Here is an 18,156-nt window from a genome sequence, read left to right on the forward strand (position 1 = left end):
AAGCAGTTCGGTGTGGAGACGATGTGTGTCGGTGGTGGTCAGGGTATGGCGATGGTGCTCGAACGCCTGAGCTGATCCCCTGACGCCGACGTCCGGGTGGCTCCTACTACGCACGCCGCAGCAGGAGCCGCCCGGGCGTTCACATTTCCGGACCGTGCGTACCGCGCCAGCCCTTACGGACGATCTTTCCGGTGGAGTTGCGGGGCAACAAATCATGGGTCAGGCGCCACCGCGTGGGTACCTTGAAATAGGCGAGGTGCTCGGCGGCGAACTTGGTCAGATCCTCCTCGGTCACCGTCGTTCCCGCGACGAGCACGACCACCGCGACGACTTCCTGCCCCCAGTCGGCGTGCGGTGCTCCCGTCACCACGCACTCGCGCACGGCAGGATGCTGGGCAAGCACTCGTTCGACCTCGGAGGGATAGATGTTCTCGCCGTTCTGATGGATCAGATCCGCACGCCGGCCGACCAGCCGGAGCCGGCCCTCCTCGACGACCCCGAAATCGCCGGTCCGAAGCCAGCGGTCCGGCGTGATCGCCTCGGCGGTGGCCTTCTCGTCGTCCCAGTACCCGATCATGACGAATGGACTGCGGACGCATACCTCGCCGACGTGGCCGTCGGGCAGCCATTCGCCGTACTGATCGCGGATCTCGAGGCTGACGGTGATGATCGGGACGCCGACGGTACCCGGATGCTTCTCGAGTTCCTGTGCGCTGGCCACCGCGATCGATGTGCTGCATTCGGTGATGGAGTAGCTGTCGACCATCGCGTGCCGTCCGAACGGGAGTTGCTCGCGCAGGCGCTGTTTGAACTCCGGTGTGGACGGTTCCGAGGACAGGGTGAACCGTGTCAGCGACGTCAGGTCGTACCGGTCGAGGTCCTCGTCTTCGAGCATGCGTGCCGCCATCGACGGCACGGCCAGCCAGTGCGTCACCTGTTCGCGTTCGATGAATTCCAGGACACGGTGGACGTCGAACCATCCCTGGTTCATGATCACGGTGCTTCCCATCGCCAGCCGCGGCACGATCGTGTTGTGCAGGCTCGTGATGTGGAACATCGACGACGTGAGCAGGTAGCGGGCATCGGACGGGGCCGAGCGGTCGTACGTTTCGCCTGTCCAGATCGTGTGGATCGCTTCGGTGTAGCGCTGATAATCGACGACGGCCAAGAGGTTGCGCTGAGAGTGCAACGCCCCCTTGGGATCCCCGCTCGTACCGGAGGTGTACAGCAGGACTGCCGGGTCGTCCTCGTCGATTCGCGGGGGCGGTGGCTGCCGGCCGTCGAACTCGGCGATCAGTGCGGGCAGATCCGTCTCGACCGACAGCACCACCGTGTCGCTCGGGGCGATCTTCGTGACCGCCTCGACACGCGGAGCATCGACGAAGACGATGCGCGGGCGGGAATGGCGGATACCGAACTCCAGTTCCGGTTGCACCCACCATGCGTTGAGCCCGACCGTGATGGCGCCGAGAGCCTGGGTCGCCCAGAACACGGTGACCCACTCGGGTCTGTTGGCCGACAGGATGGCTACCCGGTCGCCCGCACGCACGCCGTATCTCTCGCGCAGCGCGGCGGCGAGGGCATAGGACTCCCTCGCGTTCTCGTCGAAGGTGATGCGGCGGTCGGCCGTGACGAGATACTCGCGATCACCCCAGACGAGCGACTGCGACAGCAGATCCGCCACCGCGCGGTTCCGTTTACGCATGACCGGCATCGAGGTACCGAGGACCTCGTCCATCACGATCTCGAACTCGCCGCCGGGCCCGGTGAGCCGGGAGATGAGTTGGTCCAGGAAGGGGAAGGGATCCGACGGAATGCTCATCGTGCACCGCCGAGTCCGGATCGCGTGGCGGTCCGGCTCGGACCGGTCGTCGCCGACGACCGGTGAGTCGCCGGTGATCCTGCACGCTGCACGAATGCCCCTCCTCGTGGATCGGATCGCAAGAATCTCTCACGCCGATGAACGCCCTGTTCGAATGTACCGGTCAGTGGGATGCTCGGTGACCCCCGCTACAGGGGGTGCCTAGCGTGCGATCAGCACGCTCGGAAAGGACACGAAACGATGCCCGCACACGATGCAACCACGACCGACACGCCGACCCCGGCAACCTGGCGCGGTGCCGAACTCGGCACCCGCACGGTCACCTATGACGAGCGCGACGCGATTCTGTATGCGCTCGCTGTGGGGGCTCGCGCCACAGACCTCGACCTCGTCTTCGAGGACCGCCTCCGGGTGCTGCCGACTTTCGCTCTGACCTTGGCGCAGTGGGCGCCGGATGCGTTGGGATCGCTCGGTGCATTCGATACGAAGACCGCACTCCACGGCTCCCAGCAGCTGGACGTTCTCAGCCCGCTTCCGAAGTCCGGCAGCATCGCGATGACGGCTCGGGTCGGGGACGTGTGGGACAAGGGCCGCGCCGCAGTCTTCGAGGTTGTGGTGGAAAGCGAGTACTTCGTCGCCACATGGTCGCTGTTCGCGCCGGGAGCGGGCGGATTCGGCGGGGACCGCGGTCCGTCCGCCCCCGCGCAACCGGACGGCGAACCCGACTCGACCGCACTCCTCACCACCCACGCGGAACAGGCCGCGCTGTACCGGCTCACCGGCGATCGTCACCACATCCACATAGATCCGGACGCCGCAGCCGGGATCGGACAGCCGCGGCCGATTCTCCACGGACTGTGCACGCTGGCCGCGACGACTCTGCCGCTCGCGCAAGAGCTCGGAGCACACCCCGCAGATCTCGTCGCGTTGTCCGGTCGGTTCGCGGCCCCGGTCTTCCCCGGCGACACCGCCGAGATCCGCGCCTGGGGCGCGTCGTCCGAGGCGCGGTTCGACGTCACCACCGAGGCAGGAGCAGTGCTGTCGGGAGGCCGCGCGGTCTTCGCCCAGAGCTAGAAGCCCTCGCGTGCGCTCCCGCTGGCCGGGAATCCGGCGCGGCGCCGCGTGAGCGTCTGTTGTGATCGGACTGCCCGTGATGGCCCCATCGCTCGTGACTATCTGGAGGTATGAGTTGGACACGTTCGCCGAAGTAGTGCGAGCTCGCCGCGGCGACGCCAAGGTGGGACTGCGCTTCGAGGACCAGCGCTGGACCTGGGACGAAGTTGTCCAGGAAAGCGCCGATCGTGCCTCGGCGCTCGTGTCGACCGTGCCACTGCCCGAGGGACGGCAACGCCACATCGGAGTGCTTCTCGAGAACGTTCCGGACTTCGTGTTCTGGATCGGCGCGGGAGCACTCGCCGGTGCCGTGGTGGTGGGGATCAACGCCAGCCGAAGCGGCCCGGAAATCGCCCGGGACGTCCGGCACGCCGACGTCGACCTGATCATCACCGAGTCGCGCCTGGCGCATCTCGTCGCCGGCACCGACCACGGCCTGCCCGCCGAGAAGATCCTCGACGTCGACAGCCCGCGATACCGCGCGTTCCTCGAACCGTTCCGTGGTGCCCAGCTTCCCGAGACCCGGCCGTCGCCGGACGACATCGCGCTGCTGTTGTTCAGTTCGGGTTCGACCGGCGCTCCCAAGGCGGTCGTCGTCAGCCAGGGCCGGCTCGCCCGGCTGTTCGGGCCGCTCTCGGAACGCACGCACATGCGCCGCGACTCGGTCACGTACCTGTGCATGCCCCTGTTCCACGGCAACGCCCTGATGCTCAACCTCGGTACCGCGATGAGCGTGGGTGCGACCGTGAGCATGATCCGGAAGTTCTCCGCGAGCCGCTTCGCCGACGACATCCATCGCTACGGTGCGACCTTCGTGAACTACGTCGGGCGCGCGCTCGCCTATGTCCTCAGCCGTCCCGAAGATCCGCGCGACCGGGACGGAACACTCGAAGTGGCATTCGGGACCGAAGCCTCCGAAGTGGACGTCGCCCGGTTCTCGGAGCGCTTCGGCTGCACCGTCATCGAGGGGTACGGCTCGAGTGAAGGGGTCTTCCGCATCAACCGCACTCCCGATACCCCGACCGGTTCGCTCGGAGTCGCGGTGGGCGGCGTCGACGTGCGGATCCTCGACGAGGTCACCGGCGAGGAATGCCCGCCGGCCGAGTTCGACGACACGGGCCGCCTGATCAACGGTGAAGCGGTCGGGGAGATCGTCGCCCGCAACACAGCCCACACCTTCGAGGGTTACTACAAGAATCCCGGCGCGATGGCGGACCGGATCAAGGGGAACGATTTCTGGTCCGGTGACCTCGGTTATCGCGACGCCGACGGGTTCTTCTACTTCGCGGGCCGGTCGTCGGACTGGCTGCGGGTCGACAGCGAGAACTTCTCGGCCGCTCCGGTCGAGCGGGTTCTGCATCGGTGCCCCGGAATCCTCTCCGCGCCCGTCTTCGCTGTTCCGGACCCCGCCACCGGGGACCAGGTGATGTGCGCTGTCGAACTGGACCCCGGATCGGTGTTCGACCCGGCAGCATTCGGCGCGTTCCTCGCCGAGCAGCCGGATATGGGTGACAAGTGGTGGCCACGCTTCGTCCGGGTGACCGGCCACATCCCGCTGACCGGCAGCAACAAGGTGGACAAGGCGCCTTTGCGTGCGGCCGCCTGGAACACCGACGACACGGTGTACGTACGTGTCGCGCGTACGGCGGAGTACGTGCCCTTCGACGACGACGCACGCGCGCGTCTCGAGGCCGAATTCGCCGCGAACGGCAGGGCTGCGCTGCTCCCCGTGCCGGCGCCCGCGCAGAGCGTCTGAGGCCGCCGTGAACAACGAAATCCCGGGCCCCGACCGCATTCGCGCCACCGTCGCCGAGTACCTGCGGCGGATCGAGGCGTCGTCCGCAGCCGGCATAGCCGACCTCTACACCGACACTGCGACCGTCGAGGACCCCGTCGGCAGCGACGTGCGCACGGGACGCGACGCGATCCTCCCGCTGTATGCGGGACTCGAGCACTCGCGCAACTCGACGGAACTGCTCACCCTGCGGATCGCAGGCAACGAAGCGGCCTTCCACTTCCGGGTGACCTCGGAGGTGGACGGGACCGAGTACGTCTTCGAACCGATCGATGTCATGACCTTCGCCGACGATGGCCGGATCGCGTCGATGCGCGCGTTCTGGTCGGCGTCCGACACCCGGAGTTCGTGAGTCCCGCCCAGTGAGACGCCGGGATTGGGCGTGACGGTGATCACCTAGCGTCAGGATCATCGAAGCGGCGAGACCCCGACCGGCACAACACGTGCCGATTTCCGCCGGTGTACCCCCGTACTTCCCAATCCCCCGAAAGGACGGACGACCGTGAGCCTGGGCACTTCCGACACCACCGAGGTCCGCGAGATCGTCGCGGGCTCTGCTCCTACCCGTTTCGCGCGCGGCTGGCACTGCCTCGGCCTCGCCGAGTCCTTCAAGGACGGCAAGCCGCACTCCGTGGAGGCTTTCGGCACCAAGCTCGTCGTCTGGGCGGACACAGCAGGCGAGCTCAAGATCCTCGACGGCTACTGCCGTCACATGGGTGGCGATCTGAGCCAGGGCACCGTCAAGGGTGACCAGGTTGCGTGTCCGTTCCACGACTGGCGCTGGGGCGGCAACGGCCGCTGCACCAACATTCCGTACGCCCGCCGGGTTCCGCCCATCGCGAAGACGCGCGCGTGGCACACGCTCCAGCAGGACGGTCTGCTGTTCGTGTGGAACGACCCGCAGGGCAACCCGCCGCCGGCGGACGTCACGATCCCCCGGATCGAGGGCGCGCTGAGCGACGAGTGGACCGACTGGGTCTGGTACCGGACCGAGGTCGACACCAACTGCCGCGAACTCATCGACAACATCGTCGACATGGCGCACTTCTTCTACGTGCACTACTCCTTCCCGACGTACTTCAAGAACGTCTTCGAAGGTCACGTGGCCAGCCAGTTCATGCGCGGCAAGGCGCGCGAGGACGCCCGTCCGCACGCCGCGGGCCAGCCGCGGATGCTCGGCAGTCGCTCGGACGCGAGCTACTTCGGGCCGTCGTTCATGATCGACGACCTGGTCTACGAGTACGAGGGCTACGACATCGAGTCGACCCTCATCAACTGCCACTACCCGGTCTCCGAGAACAAGTTCGTGCTGATGTACGGAATGATCGTCAAGAAGTCCGATCGCTTCGAAGGCGACGAGGCACTGAAGGTCGCGCAGCAGTTCGGCAACTTCATCGCCAAGGGCTTCGAGCAGGACATCGAGATCTGGCGCAACAAGACCCGCATCGACAACCCGCTGCTGTGCGAAGAGGACGGCCCGGTGTACCAGCTTCGCCGCTGGTACGAGCAGTTCTACGTCGACGTGGACGAGGTGAAGCCGGAGATGACCGACCGCTTCGAGTTCGAGATGGACACGACGCGCCCGGTTGCTGCGTGGATGAAGGAAGTCGAAGCCAACATCGCCCGCAAGGCACTCGAGGAACAACCCACCAGCGCGGGGTAGGAGTAGTAACGATGGAGAACCGGATGGAACCGCTGCGGTGTGCCGAGTGCTCGGCGCAAGTGCTGGTTCAGAAGAACAGCTGGGAGCACACCTCCATCCAGTGGAACGCCGACGCGCGCCGGCGCTGTCCTCAGGTGCAGGACGACGCCGGCCGCGACGGGCGCCCGGGTGCCCCGCGCATGGCGTGCACCCGGCTCGCGGAAACCATCACACGCGCGGCGGCGTCGGGCGTCCTCGACGTCTACGACGACGCGCCCGTGCCAGCACCTGTTGTCCAATGAAGCTTCGACCCGACCACTCCGGAGGATCCGCGATGACCGAACCCCTCAACCTCGATCGTGCACAGTACGGCCCGTGGGCCGTGATCGCCGGAGGATCGGAGGGTGTCGGCGCCGCCTTCGCTGACGAATTGAGCCGTGCTGGATTCGATCTCGTGCTCATCGCACGGAAGCCCGGACCGCTCGAGGAGACCGCGGACCGCGCCCGCGAGAACGGCGTACAGGTACGCACTCTCGCGCTGGATCTGCTCGCCCCCGACGCAGTCGACGAGATCCGCGCCGCAACAGCGGATCTCGAGGTCGGACTGTTCATCTTCAACGCCGGAGCGAACAGCTACGGACACGAATTCGTTACCGGAGACCTGGACGGATTCCGCGGCGTGATCGACCTGAACGTGCACCGGCAGGTGGAACTTGCCCATCTGTTCGGCGCACCGATGAAGGAGCGGGGCCGCGGCGGGATCATGCTGCTCGGCTCGCTCGCCGGTTACATGGGTTCGGAACACCAGAGCATCTACTCGGCGTCGAAGGCGTTCAGCCGGGTGTTCGCGGAGAGCCTGTGGCTCGAACTGAAGCCCTACGGCGTGCACGTCGTCGAACTCGTCCTCGGTGTCACGCGCACCCCCGCGATGGTGCGCGCCGGACTGAACTTCGATGTCCCCGGCATGCGTGTCTCGGAGTCGGAAGATGTTGCACGCGAAGGCCTCGAACATCTCGAGGACGGTCCGGTGTGGATCGCGGGCGGAAACTACGACGCAGCGGTGAAGCGCAGCGGATTCCCTCGTCGCGAGCTGGTCGAAGGAGCAGCGAAAGCGATGCGTGCCCTGATGAACCGCTGACAGAACTGTCGACTCCCTCACCAGGGATGACTGCCCCGTCCCGCCCTGATCGCAGGGCTGGACGGGGCTTTCTGCGTGCGGCACTATAGTCGCGAGCACAGTGCTGGAAGGGGGGCGATCCATGAGCATCGTCGTCGACAATCGACTGTCGGAGGACGAACTGTCCCGTGTCCTGGATTTTCTGACCGGCGACGCCTACTGGAACAGGTGGCGGTCGCGCGATCGGATACGGCAACAATTCGAGAGTGCCTGGAAGATCTACGCCGCGAGGGAGCCGGACTCCGGGCAACTGCTCGGCGCGGTCCGGGTGTCGTCCGACGGTGTCGCCTACGGGTACATCGCAGACGGATTCGTCTTCCCGGAGCATCGGGGCGACGGCGTCGGGAGCGCCGTGCTCGAGTGCCTGCTGTCGGATATCGACGCAGCAGACTTCCGGTGGATGCTGCATACGGAGGATGCGCAGCCGCTCTACTCCCGGTTCGGATTTGTTGCCTACGGCCCGACATACATGGAACGCCCGAGTAGACACAGTCGGCCGGCCTCTGGATGAACGCACTGCGCGCCCGGGCGGAACCGGGCGCGCAGGGTGCCTCCTCATGCCGGGAGGAAACGAGAAGACGTCGGATGGGTCAGGAGGCGACTGCGTCCGGGACGCCACGGGGAATCATCACGGTGAGCGCGATCGCGATGAACGCCAGTACCAGGAACATGACGCCGATCATGTTCAGGCCACCGATCGGAGTGGCCGCGAACGCGAGCAACATGGTGGCGACGGACGTGCCGACACCCTGCCCTGCGGTACGCAGCACCGCATTCGTGCCGGTCGCCTCGCTCGTGTTGCGTTCGGGCACGGCCTCGACGATGAGGTTCGGCAGGGCGGTGTAGGCGAATGCGGTGGCGACCGACACCACCACGACCATCGCGGTCATCGCCACGACCGAATTGTGAGCGGTCATCATGGTCACGGTGCTGGCGACGAAGAGAATGCTGCCGATCAACATCGATACGCGGGACCCGACGGCCGCCGAGATACGGCCGCTGAGGGGTGTGCACGCGAAACCGAACATCGACCCGATGAAGGACAACCAGCCCGCGTGCGTTGCGCTCAGGCCCAGGCCGAAGCCGTCCGACGTGGGTGTCTGCATGATGATCGGGATGATCATGGTGGCGACGCCCATCGGTCCTGCGGCGATCGCGACCGTCGCGAGCATCGTCAGCGAGAACTTGCGTCCGGCGAAGAGGCGCACATTGATGATCGGTGACGGCACGCGCAACTCCCACCGCACGAGCAGAACGAGTACGACGGCGCCACCGACGATCAGGCCGAGGGTCCGGCCGTCGGCCCAGCCCCAGGCCTGCGACTTGTTGACGCCGAGGAGGATCGCAGCGACGGATGCCGCGAATGTCACCGCTCCGACGTAGTCGATTTTCTCCTTCGTGCCGGTCGGCGGCCGCCACGGCAGGACGAACCACACGAGCAGAATCGCGAACACCGAGTACGCGGCAGCGACGACGAAGATCATGTGCCAGCTGGCGTAGTCGATGAGCAGCCCCGCGACCAGCAGTGACGCCGAACCCGCCGCAACGGCGGATCCCGAGATCAGCGCGACGGCGACGGGAACCTTGCCCGACGGAAGGTGCTCACGTGCGAGGCCGATGCACAACGGAAGGATCGCGCCGGCAACACCCTGGATGGTGCGGCCGACGATGATGCTGGTGAGACTGTCGCCCGCGGCGCTGATGATGGAACCCACCGCTGCGACCACCAGAAGAACGATCAATACCCGTTCACGTCCGTACATGTCGCCGAGGCGGCCACAGACCGCGGCAGATGCGGCCGCGACGAGGAGGAACGAGGTGACGGCCCAGCCGACGGTCGACGCGTCGCTGTCGAAATCCGTGATGAGCGTGGGGATCGCTGCGAACATCATGGAAGTTTCGAAAGCGCTGATGATCTCGACGGCGATCAACACCGCCACGATTACCCAGACGGGTTGCCTGCGGTCGAATCGTCCTCGGCCGGAAGTATGTTCGGGCTCCCGGTGGGATAGCTCGTTAGCGTATGACGTCACTGCGCATCCAGACTCTCGGCGGCCCGTCGTGGCCCGCGGGGTTTCCTCACTCCAGTCGGGAGTGGTGCGCATCACTTTCTAGATGAGGTAACAAACTCTCCGAGTTGTGTTCCCGCTCATCGAGACTGCCGACGTCTCCGGTGCACCGAGATCAGAGCAGTGCCGCCTCGTGGACGGTGCGGTCGAATTCCGGCAGCGCCGCGCCGTTGCGCAACGTCGTCGCGAGCGTGGGATCGGCGAGATGAAGTCGCCCGATGGCGATCAGATCGAATTCGTCCCTGCCCATCCGGCTTTCGAGTTCCGGAAGGTTGTCTCGGACGGGAGCGCTGCCCTGGGTGCGGCTCTCGCGCAGGGTTGCGCCGATGCCGACGCTTCCGACCGCCATGGACACGGCGCCCGTGACCTTCTTGGCCCATCCGGCGAGGGTGAGGTCGCTGCCCTCGAACGCGGGCAGATCGAAGCGGCGGATGCTTGCGTCGAACACGTCCACGCCGGCGTCGGCCAGCGGCGAGAGGACGGCCTTCAGCTCGTCCGGCGTGTGCGCGATCTTGGCTTCGTAGTCCTGTTGCTTGTGCTGCGAGAATCGATAGAAGATCGGCAGGTCCTCACCGATGGTCGCGCGAATGGCTGCAACGACTGCCGCGGGGAATCGGGTCCGGTCTCGGAGGTCGCCGCCCCAGCGGTCCTCGCGCAGGTTGGTTCCTTCCCAGAGGAACGAGTCGAGCAGGTAACCGTGACCGCCGTGCAGCGCGACGCCGTCGAATCCGACTTCCTTCGCAGCCGCTGCGGCACGGGAGTATGCGTCGACGACCTGCGTGATGTCCTCGTCGGTCATGGCGCGCGTGGGCTTCGACGCGCGGGCGACATAGTCGGCTCCGTACGAGGTGACGCCGGGTTCTCCCCACACTCCCGACGGCCGCATCGGGGTCAGGGCGGGATCGACATCTGCCGTCATGGCTCCCCACAGCGGCCCGACGTGCCAGAGCTGCGGAATGATCCGGCCGCCTTCGGCGTGGACCGCGTCGACGACGCGGCGCCACCCGTCGAGTGCGGCCTCGCCGTACATGTGAGGCACGCGGGGGTTGTCGACGGCGGTGGGGTGGTCGATCGCCACTCCCTCGGTGACGATGAGTGCCGTGCCCCCGGCGGCACGGCGCCGGTAGTACTCGGCCACGTCCGGTCCCGGTACTCCACCCGGCGAGTGCGACCGCGTCATCGGCGACATTACGATGCGGTTGCGCAGCCGAAGGGAGCGGACGGCGAGCGGGCGGAAGAGAGCGGAGGGGACTTCGGTCATGGCTGTTTCGGCACTTTCGTCGGTGGTCACGCGATTGCCGTGACGACTGCAGGTCGATCGGGCACCTTGCTCTCCGGTTGTACCGGCGCCGCAGATCGGTGGACAGGTTCTTCCTGGTCAGTGGGATGTGCGGGCGGTGTGTGTACTTCGTCACCTTCCGTAGTACCCTTTGATGCAGACCACAAGAATGAATTTCAGTTTGTCGTTCTGTGGGTTCTGTGCAGGTGAACGAAAGGGTGCCGATGTCAGAGTCCGACTACGCGAAACCGGCCGAGTCCGCGAAGCGCGAGCTTCCCGCGTCGATGGTGGAACGCATGACCCTGATCCTCGATGCCTTCGACGATCGCTCGTCTCGTCTCACTCTCGAAGAGGTCGCGTGCCGCACGCGACTGCCGCGCTCGACCGTTCATCGCATCCTCGACCAGATGGTTCGGCTCGACTGGATCGACCACGCGTCGTTCGGTTACTGCCTGGGCCGGCGGGCGAAGGCCATGACCGAAGGCGACAACGGCCACATCCGGATCCGGGAAGCCGCCGCTCCGCTGCTCTACGAACTCCACATGACCACGGGCATGGTCGCGCACCTCGCGGTGCTCGACGGCGGTGACTGCGTCTATCTCGACAAGATCGGCGGCCAGCTCGCCGCGGCACTGCCGTCCCGTGTCGGCGGCCGGGTTCCCGCCTACGCCAGCGCGTGCGGAAAAGCCTTGCTCGCAGGCCTCGAGCCCGAGCAGGTCGACGACCTCTACGACGAGCGGCTCGCCCGCCGTACAGACCGCACCATCCACGATCTGTCGACTCTGCATCTCGAACTCAACCGCATCCGTAGCCGGCGCGGTCTGGCATTCGAAACCGGTGAGTCCGCGGTCGGGATGGCATGTGTCGGTGCCGCCATTCGGGGACCCGAGGGGCCCATCGCCTCGATCTCCCTGTGCGGTCCCACCCGCGCGGGTCTTCTCGAACGGACCGCGCCGCTCGTCGCGGCGGCGGCCCGCGACGTTTCGCGCGCGCTGTATCCCGAACTGAGCGTTCCCCGGCGGGGCACCCGCACGGCGCGGGTCCCCGCAGAGTCGTGGTCCTCGCACGCCATGGAGCGGCTGCTCGCCACCCAATCGGGGGAGTGGATATAACCCGCCACGACCGACGACCGCCCGGCACGTCCCGGTGACCGGGAGGTCGCGCGCCGCGTGAGGGCCGTCACTGGGAACGTCTCGGATATGACGACCGAATTGAGTTACGACGAGACTGCCAGGACGCTCGAGACCGACCGGGGCACCCTCCGCTACCACGAGGCAGGTGCCGGAGAACCGCTCGTCCTTCTGCACGGGTCCGGCCCCGGAGTCACCGGATGGCGCAACTATCGCGGCGTGCTCGCCGACCTTTCCGAGCACTTTCGGTGCCTCGTCCTGGAGTTTCCCGGATTCGGGGTCAGTGACCCCTGCGAGGGTCACCCGATGGCGATGGCGTCGGTAGCGGTCGCCGACTTCCTCGACGGACTGGGCCTCGACCGGACAGCGATCATCGGCAACTCGATGGGCGGCATCGTCGGTACCCAGTTCGCGATCGCACAGCCCGACCGGGTGAGCAAGCTTGTCACCATCGGCGGCGCAGGACGTTCGGTCTTCGCGCCGGCACCGGGCGAGGGCATCAAGCTTCTGATGGAGTTCACGGACGATCCGACACGCGAAAAGCTCGTCCGCTGGCTGCATTCCATGGTGTACGACCCGGCGATCATCACCGAAGAGCTCATCGAGGAGCGGTGGGCACTGGCCACCGAGCCCAAGACCCTGGAAATCGCGCGTCGCATGTACAGCACCGCGGCATTCGCCGCGGCCGGGCGGGCAGCCCTCGCCTCCGACGCCACCCCCTACTGGGCGCAACTCGGCCGGATCACCGCACCGACCCTGCTCACCTGGGGCCGTGACGACCGGGTCAGCCCGGTCGACATGGCGATGCTCCCGATGCGGGACCTGCGCCGCGGAGAACTGCACGTGTTCCCCAACTGCGGGCACTGGACCATGATCGAGGCCCGCGACGCGTGGCTCGCGACGGTCCTGGCGTTCCTGAAGCGGGACGACGCCACGGCGTCCTGACGGTCTGAACACCCTCGGCCCCGGTCGATCCCGCTCAGTGGAACATTTCCGGAGCACGGCTGCGATCTCTTGAGACCGTAGCCACCACCGGAACTCCGACGCCGCCGGCAGCACATTCGCACGGTGACCGGGCGTCGCCATCAGAAAGCTGGAGACATCATGGGACAGGTCCTCGACTCCCTCGCAGAGTTTGCAGACGAAATCCGGGCGGACGGCGCCGAGGGTGACACGCTCATGCGTCTGACCGACCGCAGTGCCGGACGGCTCCGCGACGCAGGCGTCATCCGGATGTTGCAGCCCAAGGAATTCGGCGGCCTGGAGGCTCACCCGCGAGAGTTCGCGGAGACGGCGATGGCCATCGGCGCGATGGACGGCGCGACGGGCTGGGTCAGCGGCATCGTGGGTGTACACCCCTGGGAGATGGCGTTCTTCGACCCGAAAGCGCAGCAGGAAGTGTGGGGCGAGAACCCCGACACCTGGATCGCCTCGCCCTACGCGCCGATGGGCGTGGCGACTCCCGTCGACGGCGGATACATCCTCAACGGCCGCTGGTCGTTCTCGTCGGGCACCGATCACTGCGACTGGGTGATGATCGGTGCGGCAGTCGGCGACAAGGACGGCAAGCGGGTGTCTCCGCCGAAGAGCCTGCACGTGCTGGTGCCGAGATCCGACTACCGCATCGACCACGAGAGCTGGAACGTCGTCGGCCTGCGTGGCACCGGTTCCAAGGACCTCATCGTCGAGAACGCCTTTCTCCCGGCGTACCGCACGCTGGCGGCGGAACGGGTGATGGGCGGCGTGGCGTGGCAGGACGCCGGACGCGAGGAGACGCTCTACAAGTTCCCCTTCTCGTGCATCTTCCCGCTGGGCATCACCTCGTCGCTCATCGGTATCGCCGAGGGCGCCCTCAACTGCTACATCGAGACGCAGCGTGAACGGGTCACCGTCTCCGGAACCGCGATCAAGCAGGATCCGTACGTGCTGTCCGCGCTCGGCAACGCGGCCGCGGAGATCGCCGCCTCGCGTGCCGCCGTCCTCGAGACCGTCGACCGGTTCTGGGATCTCACCGAGCGCGGCAAGGAGGTCACCTTCGAGATGCGTGCCGTCGGCAGGCGGACGCAGACCGCTGCCGCGTGGCGTGCGGTGGCCGCGGTCGACGAGATCTTCGGCCGCGCGGGCGGCGGTGCCCTGCAGTTGAGCAACCCGCTCCAGCGTTTCTGGCGCGATGCCCACGCCGGTCTGAGCCACGCCATCCACGTGCCCGGATCGATCTTCCATGCGGCGACGCTCACCCAGCTCGGTGAGGAACCGCAGGGCATGATGCGCTCGATGATCTAGTTCCACCCCCCCAGGCAGGAAAGGACGGACATGACGGATATCCGTGGACTCGGCTATGTCAGGATTCAGACACGCGACGTGGCTCGCTGGCGTGAACTCGTCGTCGACGGGCTGGGGATGGCCGTCGGCACCGGACCCGAGAGCGACGGGCTCTACCTGCGGATCGACGAGCGGCGCTCACGCCTGATCGTCCTTCCGGGCGACACCGACCGTGCCCTGGCGGTGGGCTGGGAGGTGCGCGACGAATTCGCGCTCCGGCGTGTCCGGGAAGCGGTCGAGAAGGCCGGCATCTCGGTCGAGGTGCTGAGCGAGGAGGAGTCCACGTACCGCGACGCCGAACAGGTCATCGCGTTCGACGATCCGGGCGGCACCCGTACCGAGGTGTTCTTCGGTCCCGTGCTCGACCACAGCCCGCTCGTGACTCCGTTCGGCGGCACGTTCCACACCGGGCCGGAGGGCCTCGGACACGTGGTGCTCCCCTCCGCGATGTTCGCCGAATCGTACGAGTTCTATACCGAGGTACTGGGTTTCCTTCCCCGGGGTGCGACCCGCCTCGGTGGTCTGTCCGCGCCGCCTCCCGTCCGGCGCGTGCGTTTCCTCGGCGTCAACCGCCGCCACCACAGCCTGGCGTTGTGCCCCGCGCCGCCGCTCGGCGCACCGGGTCTGGTCCATCTCATGCTCGAGGTGGACACCCTCGACGCGGTGGGTCAGGCACTCGACCGGATCGGCAAGCTGGGTTTCTCGATTTCGTCGACGCTCGGCCGGCACACCAACGACAAGATGGTCTCGTTCTATGTCCGGGCACCGGGCGGCTGGGACATCGAATTCGGTACCGAAGGCATGCTCGTGGACGAGACCTTCTACACGGCAGAGGAAATCACCGCAGACAGCTATTGGGGACACGACTGGTCGGCGTCCGAACCCCTGGCGGCATTCACTCCGCCGTCGCACTGACGGGGTAGCAGGACGGGAGCGCACTCCATGACGCCTTGCCACGTGCTCGACGCGGTACGGGAACTCGCACCCGGATTGGCGGCCCGGGCCGCGCACATCGACGAGTCGCGCAGGATTCCCGACGAGACGATCGCGGAACTGGTTGCCGCCGGCGTCTTCCGGATGCTGCAACCGCGACGTTACGGTGGGACCGAAACCGACCCCATGCGGTTCTACGAGGTCGTGCGGGCGCTGTCGGCGGCATGTGGGTCGACGGGATGGATCGCATCGGTCGTCGGTGTGCATCCCTGGCATCTCGCGCTGTTCCCCGACCGCGCACAGCACGACGTCTGGGGCCGCGACGAGTCGACGCTCGTGTCGTCCGCGTACGCGCCGGTCGGCAGGCTCCGTCAGGTCGGCGACGGTTACCGATTTTCGGGGACGTGGATGTTCTCGTCCGGATGCGAGTACGCGTCGTGGGCACTGCTGGGCGGGATGGTCGTCGGCGCGGACGGCAGACCGCTGGATTTCGTCACCGCACTCGTTCCACGTGACGACTACTCGATTCGCGACGTGTGGAACGTCGTCGGCATGCGGGGAACGAGCAGTAACGAAATCACCGTCGACGACGTGTTCGTTCCTTCGTACCGGGTCGTGCGCAACTTCGACACCGCGAACCTTCGCGGTCCCGGTCAGAAAGTCAATGCCGGCCCCCTGTACCGGCTTCCGTTCGCGTCGCTCTTCGCGACCACCGTCGCCGTGCCGATCGTCGGCGTGGTCGAGGGTTGCTACGACGAGTACCTGGCGGCGATGCGGGAACGGGTGCGGCTGAGCCTCGGTGGCGGACGGTTCGCCGACGACCCGTTCGCGCAGGTCGCGGTGGGGCGCGCGTCGTCGGAAATCGACGCCGCGGTACTGCAACTCGAACGGAACATCCGGGAACTCTGGCGACTCGCAGAGGCCGGAGACGACATCCCCTTCTCCCTGCGGCTACGAACCAGGCGCGATCAGGTACGAGCCACCGAACGGGCCGTCGAAGCAATCGATCTGCTGTTCAAGACCGCCGGTGGAACGTCCTTGTTTCTCGGCAACGTCATCGAACGGGCGTGGCGCGACGCGCATGCCGGGAGCATGCACGTCGCGAACGAGCCCGAACGCGCCTTCGCCCTGTACGGGAAGGACGCCTTCGGGCTGCCCGTCGAAGACAACCTCGTCTAGCTCTCGGTCACGGCAGCACCGGGGAGCATCGAGTCCGCCTGCGCCATGTGCTGGGCCGCGCGGTAGGCAAACACCATCGCCGTTCCCAGCGGAGTTCCGGGCGCGGGATAGAACCGGCCGCTGAGTGATGCAGCGGTGTTGCCTGCCGCATACAACCCGGCGATCGCCGAACCGTCCTCACGGAGCACCCGCGCATCGGTATCGGTGCGGACCCCGCCCTTCGTCCCGAGATCGCTGAGAACGATCCGGGCCGCGTAGAACGGTGCCTCGGTCAGGGCGGTGAGGGCGCGGTTGGGGTTCTCGCTCGGCGGGCAGAAGAACACGTCGTACGGGTCTTCACCACGCGCGAAGTCCTCGTCGACTCCGGTGGCCGCCGAGTCGTTGAAGCGCTCGACGGTCGATCGCAGGGCGTCCGCGTCCATGCCGAGTTGTGCGGCGAGTTCTTCGATGCTGTCGGCGCGCACCCACGTTCCGGCGGCGAGATGATCGTCCGCGCTCGCCTCGGGAATCGACATGGCCGGCAGTACCGGCCCACCTTCACGCGAGTCGAAGATCAGGTACGACGGCACCGACCGCGACACGCCGTGTGCCAGCATCTCCCGCCCGAACCGGTCGTACGGCTGCATTTCGTTGAGGTAGCGCCGGCCGTCCGCGTCGACGAGGACGCCGCCGCGCACGCACACCATGAATGCGCCCGATCCGTCCGGCATCTCGACACCGGGGCACCACCACGCCTCGTCCGTCAACGCGATCGCGGCACCTGCGTCGGCAGCCGCGACGTGCAGATCGCCGGTGTTGGCACCGCGTGGGCCCATGCTCCACGCCGCGGCACCAGGAGTGCCGTGCTCGCTGCGCATGTCCTGGTTGCCTTCGATGCCGCCGGCGGCGAGCAGCACGCCGCGGGTCGCGCGGATCCGGACGGTTTCCCCGGACTCGGTGAGCGCTTCCACGCCCACGACCCGGTCGTTCTCGATGATCAGCGACCGCACGGCGGTGCCGGTACGCAGGTCCGCGTTGCCGGTGCCCTGCAGGGCAAGGAGCAGCCGTCCGATCAGGGCGCGTCCCGCGATGAGGGTTTCGTCGGGGTGCGGTTCACCGTTGCGATCGAGTCCCGGTTCGGGGCGAATTCGCTCACGGAGAGCACCGATCTGTTCGCTCGGCAGGTCCAGGGCATTGATCGCGCGTCCCACGTCCACACGCCCCGGTGCGGGGTAGTAGTCGGGGAAGGGGCGCCACTCGAATTCGAGGTGCGGGTCGCGCTCGAGGAAGTCGACGAGCACCGGGGCCGTGGTCAGGAACGCTTCCTGACGATCCTTCTCCGCGTCGCCCAGTACGGCCGCGAGATAGGTGCGTGCCGCGTCGGTCGAGTCGCCGAGGCCCGCGCGTTCCTGGACCGTGGTGCCGGGCAGCCACATCGCCCCGCCGGAGTACGACGAGGTGCCGCCGAACAGTCCGGTCTTCTCCAGAACGACGGTGCGCAGACCGGCCGCAGCGGCGGAGTATGCGCCTGCCAGCGCCCCGCCGCCCGATCCGACGACGATGACGTCGAATTCACTGGTGTTGTCCTGCACGGGAGTTGTCCTCTCGGTTGTGGTGGGTGTCGCACCTACGCAAGCGCATGTGCGGCGCTGCGCGTGGGCATGCTCCCGACCAGCGGGATACTCCCGGCCGACCGGTCCGGGTCCGCTTACGGTC

Annotated in this window: 16 protein-coding genes; 12 read left to right on the plus strand and 4 right to left on the minus strand. The window is 67.0% G+C overall.

From position 1 onward, the window contains the following. Positions 1–139: 139 nt before the first annotated feature. On the minus strand, positions 140–1,822 hold the full coding sequence (locus HF877_RS20825) for a class I adenylate-forming enzyme family protein (protein ID WP_169623101.1): 1,683 nt from the start codon (positions 1,820–1,822) through the stop codon (positions 140–142). A 240-nt stretch (positions 1,823–2,062) separates the two neighbouring features. Here HF877_RS20825 and HF877_RS20830 point away from each other — a divergent pair, with 240 nt between their 5' ends. The 7 genes from HF877_RS20830 (at position 2,063) to HF877_RS20860 (ending at position 8,060) form a co-directional block, all read left to right on the plus strand. Beyond that, positions 2,063–2,896, plus strand: coding sequence for a MaoC/PaaZ C-terminal domain-containing protein (locus HF877_RS20830; protein ID WP_169623102.1), 834 nt, complete (start codon positions 2,063–2,065; stop codon positions 2,894–2,896). Between the two features lie 115 nt (positions 2,897–3,011). Further along, positions 3,012–4,691 (plus strand): AMP-binding protein, encoded by a 1,680-nt coding sequence (locus HF877_RS20835; protein ID WP_169623103.1) that lies wholly within the window; start codon positions 3,012–3,014, stop codon positions 4,689–4,691. Between the two features lie 7 nt (positions 4,692–4,698). Beyond that, positions 4,699–5,082 carry a nuclear transport factor 2 family protein gene (locus HF877_RS20840; protein ID WP_296550234.1) on the plus strand — a complete coding sequence of 128 codons (384 nt, stop codon included), beginning with the start codon at positions 4,699–4,701 and terminating at the stop codon, positions 5,080–5,082. 150 nt (positions 5,083–5,232) lie between these two features. Continuing rightward, positions 5,233–6,393 (plus strand): Rieske 2Fe-2S domain-containing protein, encoded by a 1,161-nt coding sequence (locus HF877_RS20845; RefSeq protein ID WP_169623104.1) that lies wholly within the window; start codon positions 5,233–5,235, stop codon positions 6,391–6,393. Positions 6,394–6,416: 23 nt separating this feature from the next. Then, positions 6,417–6,674: a hypothetical protein gene (locus HF877_RS20850; protein WP_169623129.1), complete on the plus strand. Its 258-nt coding sequence runs from the start codon at positions 6,417–6,419 to the stop codon at positions 6,672–6,674. Between the two features lie 32 nt (positions 6,675–6,706). Further along, positions 6,707–7,510 (plus strand): SDR family NAD(P)-dependent oxidoreductase, encoded by an 804-nt coding sequence (locus tag HF877_RS20855; RefSeq protein WP_169623105.1) that lies wholly within the window; start codon positions 6,707–6,709, stop codon positions 7,508–7,510. Between the two features lie 121 nt (positions 7,511–7,631). Then, positions 7,632–8,060 carry a GNAT family N-acetyltransferase gene (locus HF877_RS20860; protein WP_169623106.1) on the plus strand — a complete coding sequence of 143 codons (429 nt, stop codon included), beginning with the start codon at positions 7,632–7,634 and terminating at the stop codon, positions 8,058–8,060. Between the two features lie 79 nt (positions 8,061–8,139). Here the strand turns inward: HF877_RS20860 and HF877_RS20865 are convergent, their stop codons facing one another. After that, entirely contained in the window at positions 8,140–9,489 is a 1,350-nt protein-coding gene (locus HF877_RS20865; RefSeq protein WP_296550238.1) for an MFS transporter, read from the minus strand. A gap of 244 nt (positions 9,490–9,733) precedes the next feature. Continuing rightward, a complete protein-coding gene (locus HF877_RS20870; RefSeq protein ID WP_169623130.1) occupies positions 9,734–10,879 on the minus strand; it encodes a 12-oxophytodienoate reductase in 1,146 nt (381 codons plus the stop codon). Positions 10,880–11,121: 242 nt separating this feature from the next. On the opposite strand from HF877_RS20870, the gene HF877_RS20875 reads away from it, so the two are divergent. From HF877_RS20875 to hsaA, 5 genes are all read left to right on the plus strand, one after another. After that, the gene (locus tag HF877_RS20875) at positions 11,122–12,009 is read left to right on the plus strand and encodes an IclR family transcriptional regulator (protein ID WP_169623108.1); all 888 of its coding nucleotides are present in this window, start codon (positions 11,122–11,124) and stop codon (positions 12,007–12,009) included. Between the two features lie 87 nt (positions 12,010–12,096). Next, positions 12,097–12,972, plus strand: a complete 876-nt coding sequence (locus HF877_RS20880; RefSeq protein ID WP_169623109.1) for an alpha/beta fold hydrolase — start codon at positions 12,097–12,099, stop codon at positions 12,970–12,972. Positions 12,973–13,131: 159 nt separating this feature from the next. Beyond that, positions 13,132–14,310: an acyl-CoA dehydrogenase family protein gene (locus HF877_RS20885; RefSeq protein WP_169623110.1), complete on the plus strand. Its 1,179-nt coding sequence runs from the start codon at positions 13,132–13,134 to the stop codon at positions 14,308–14,310. Between the two features lie 30 nt (positions 14,311–14,340). Continuing rightward, a complete protein-coding gene (locus HF877_RS20890) occupies positions 14,341–15,264 on the plus strand; it encodes a VOC family protein (RefSeq protein WP_169623111.1) in 924 nt (307 codons plus the stop codon). A 27-nt stretch (positions 15,265–15,291) separates the two neighbouring features. Next, positions 15,292–16,461: a 3-hydroxy-9,10-secoandrosta-1,3,5(10)-triene-9,17-dione monooxygenase oxygenase subunit gene (hsaA, locus tag HF877_RS20895; protein WP_169623112.1), complete on the plus strand. Its 1,170-nt coding sequence runs from the start codon at positions 15,292–15,294 to the stop codon at positions 16,459–16,461. Here the strand turns inward: hsaA and HF877_RS20900 are convergent. Next, positions 16,458–18,032: an FAD-dependent oxidoreductase gene (locus HF877_RS20900; RefSeq protein ID WP_169623113.1), complete on the minus strand. Its 1,575-nt coding sequence runs from the start codon at positions 18,030–18,032 to the stop codon at positions 16,458–16,460. The genes hsaA and HF877_RS20900 overlap by 4 nt on opposite strands. Positions 18,033–18,156 lie beyond the last annotated feature (124 nt).

This window comes from Rhodococcus sp. BL-253-APC-6A1W (genome assembly GCF_012843405.1).
Lineage (GTDB): Bacteria > Actinomycetota > Actinomycetes > Mycobacteriales > Mycobacteriaceae > Rhodococcus.

Bases quoted from the DNA above. Each gene is read 5' to 3' on its own strand.
- HF877_RS20850 (WP_169623129.1), top strand. From the start codon at position 6,417: ATGGAACCGCTGCGGTGTGCCGAGTGCTCGGCGCAAGTGCTGGTTCAG.
- HF877_RS20875 (WP_169623108.1), top strand. From the start codon at position 11,122: ATGTCAGAGTCCGACTACGCGAAACCGGCCGAGTCCGCGAAGCGCGAG.
- HF877_RS20825 (WP_169623101.1), bottom strand. From the start codon at position 1,822: ATGAGCATTCCGTCGGATCCCTTCCCCTTCCTGGACCAACTCATCTCC.
- HF877_RS20890 (WP_169623111.1), top strand. From the start codon at position 14,341: ATGACGGATATCCGTGGACTCGGCTATGTCAGGATTCAGACACGCGAC.
- HF877_RS20870 (WP_169623130.1), bottom strand. From the start codon at position 10,879: ATGACCGAAGTCCCCTCCGCTCTCTTCCGCCCGCTCGCCGTCCGCTCC.
- HF877_RS20855 (WP_169623105.1), top strand. From the start codon at position 6,707: ATGACCGAACCCCTCAACCTCGATCGTGCACAGTACGGCCCGTGGGCC.
- HF877_RS20880 (WP_169623109.1), top strand. From the start codon at position 12,097: ATGACGACCGAATTGAGTTACGACGAGACTGCCAGGACGCTCGAGACC.
- HF877_RS20830 (WP_169623102.1), top strand. From the start codon at position 2,063: ATGCCCGCACACGATGCAACCACGACCGACACGCCGACCCCGGCAACC.
- hsaA (WP_169623112.1), top strand. From the start codon at position 15,292: ATGACGCCTTGCCACGTGCTCGACGCGGTACGGGAACTCGCACCCGGA.
- HF877_RS20885 (WP_169623110.1), top strand. From the start codon at position 13,132: ATGGGACAGGTCCTCGACTCCCTCGCAGAGTTTGCAGACGAAATCCGG.
- HF877_RS20860 (WP_169623106.1), top strand. From the start codon at position 7,632: ATGAGCATCGTCGTCGACAATCGACTGTCGGAGGACGAACTGTCCCGT.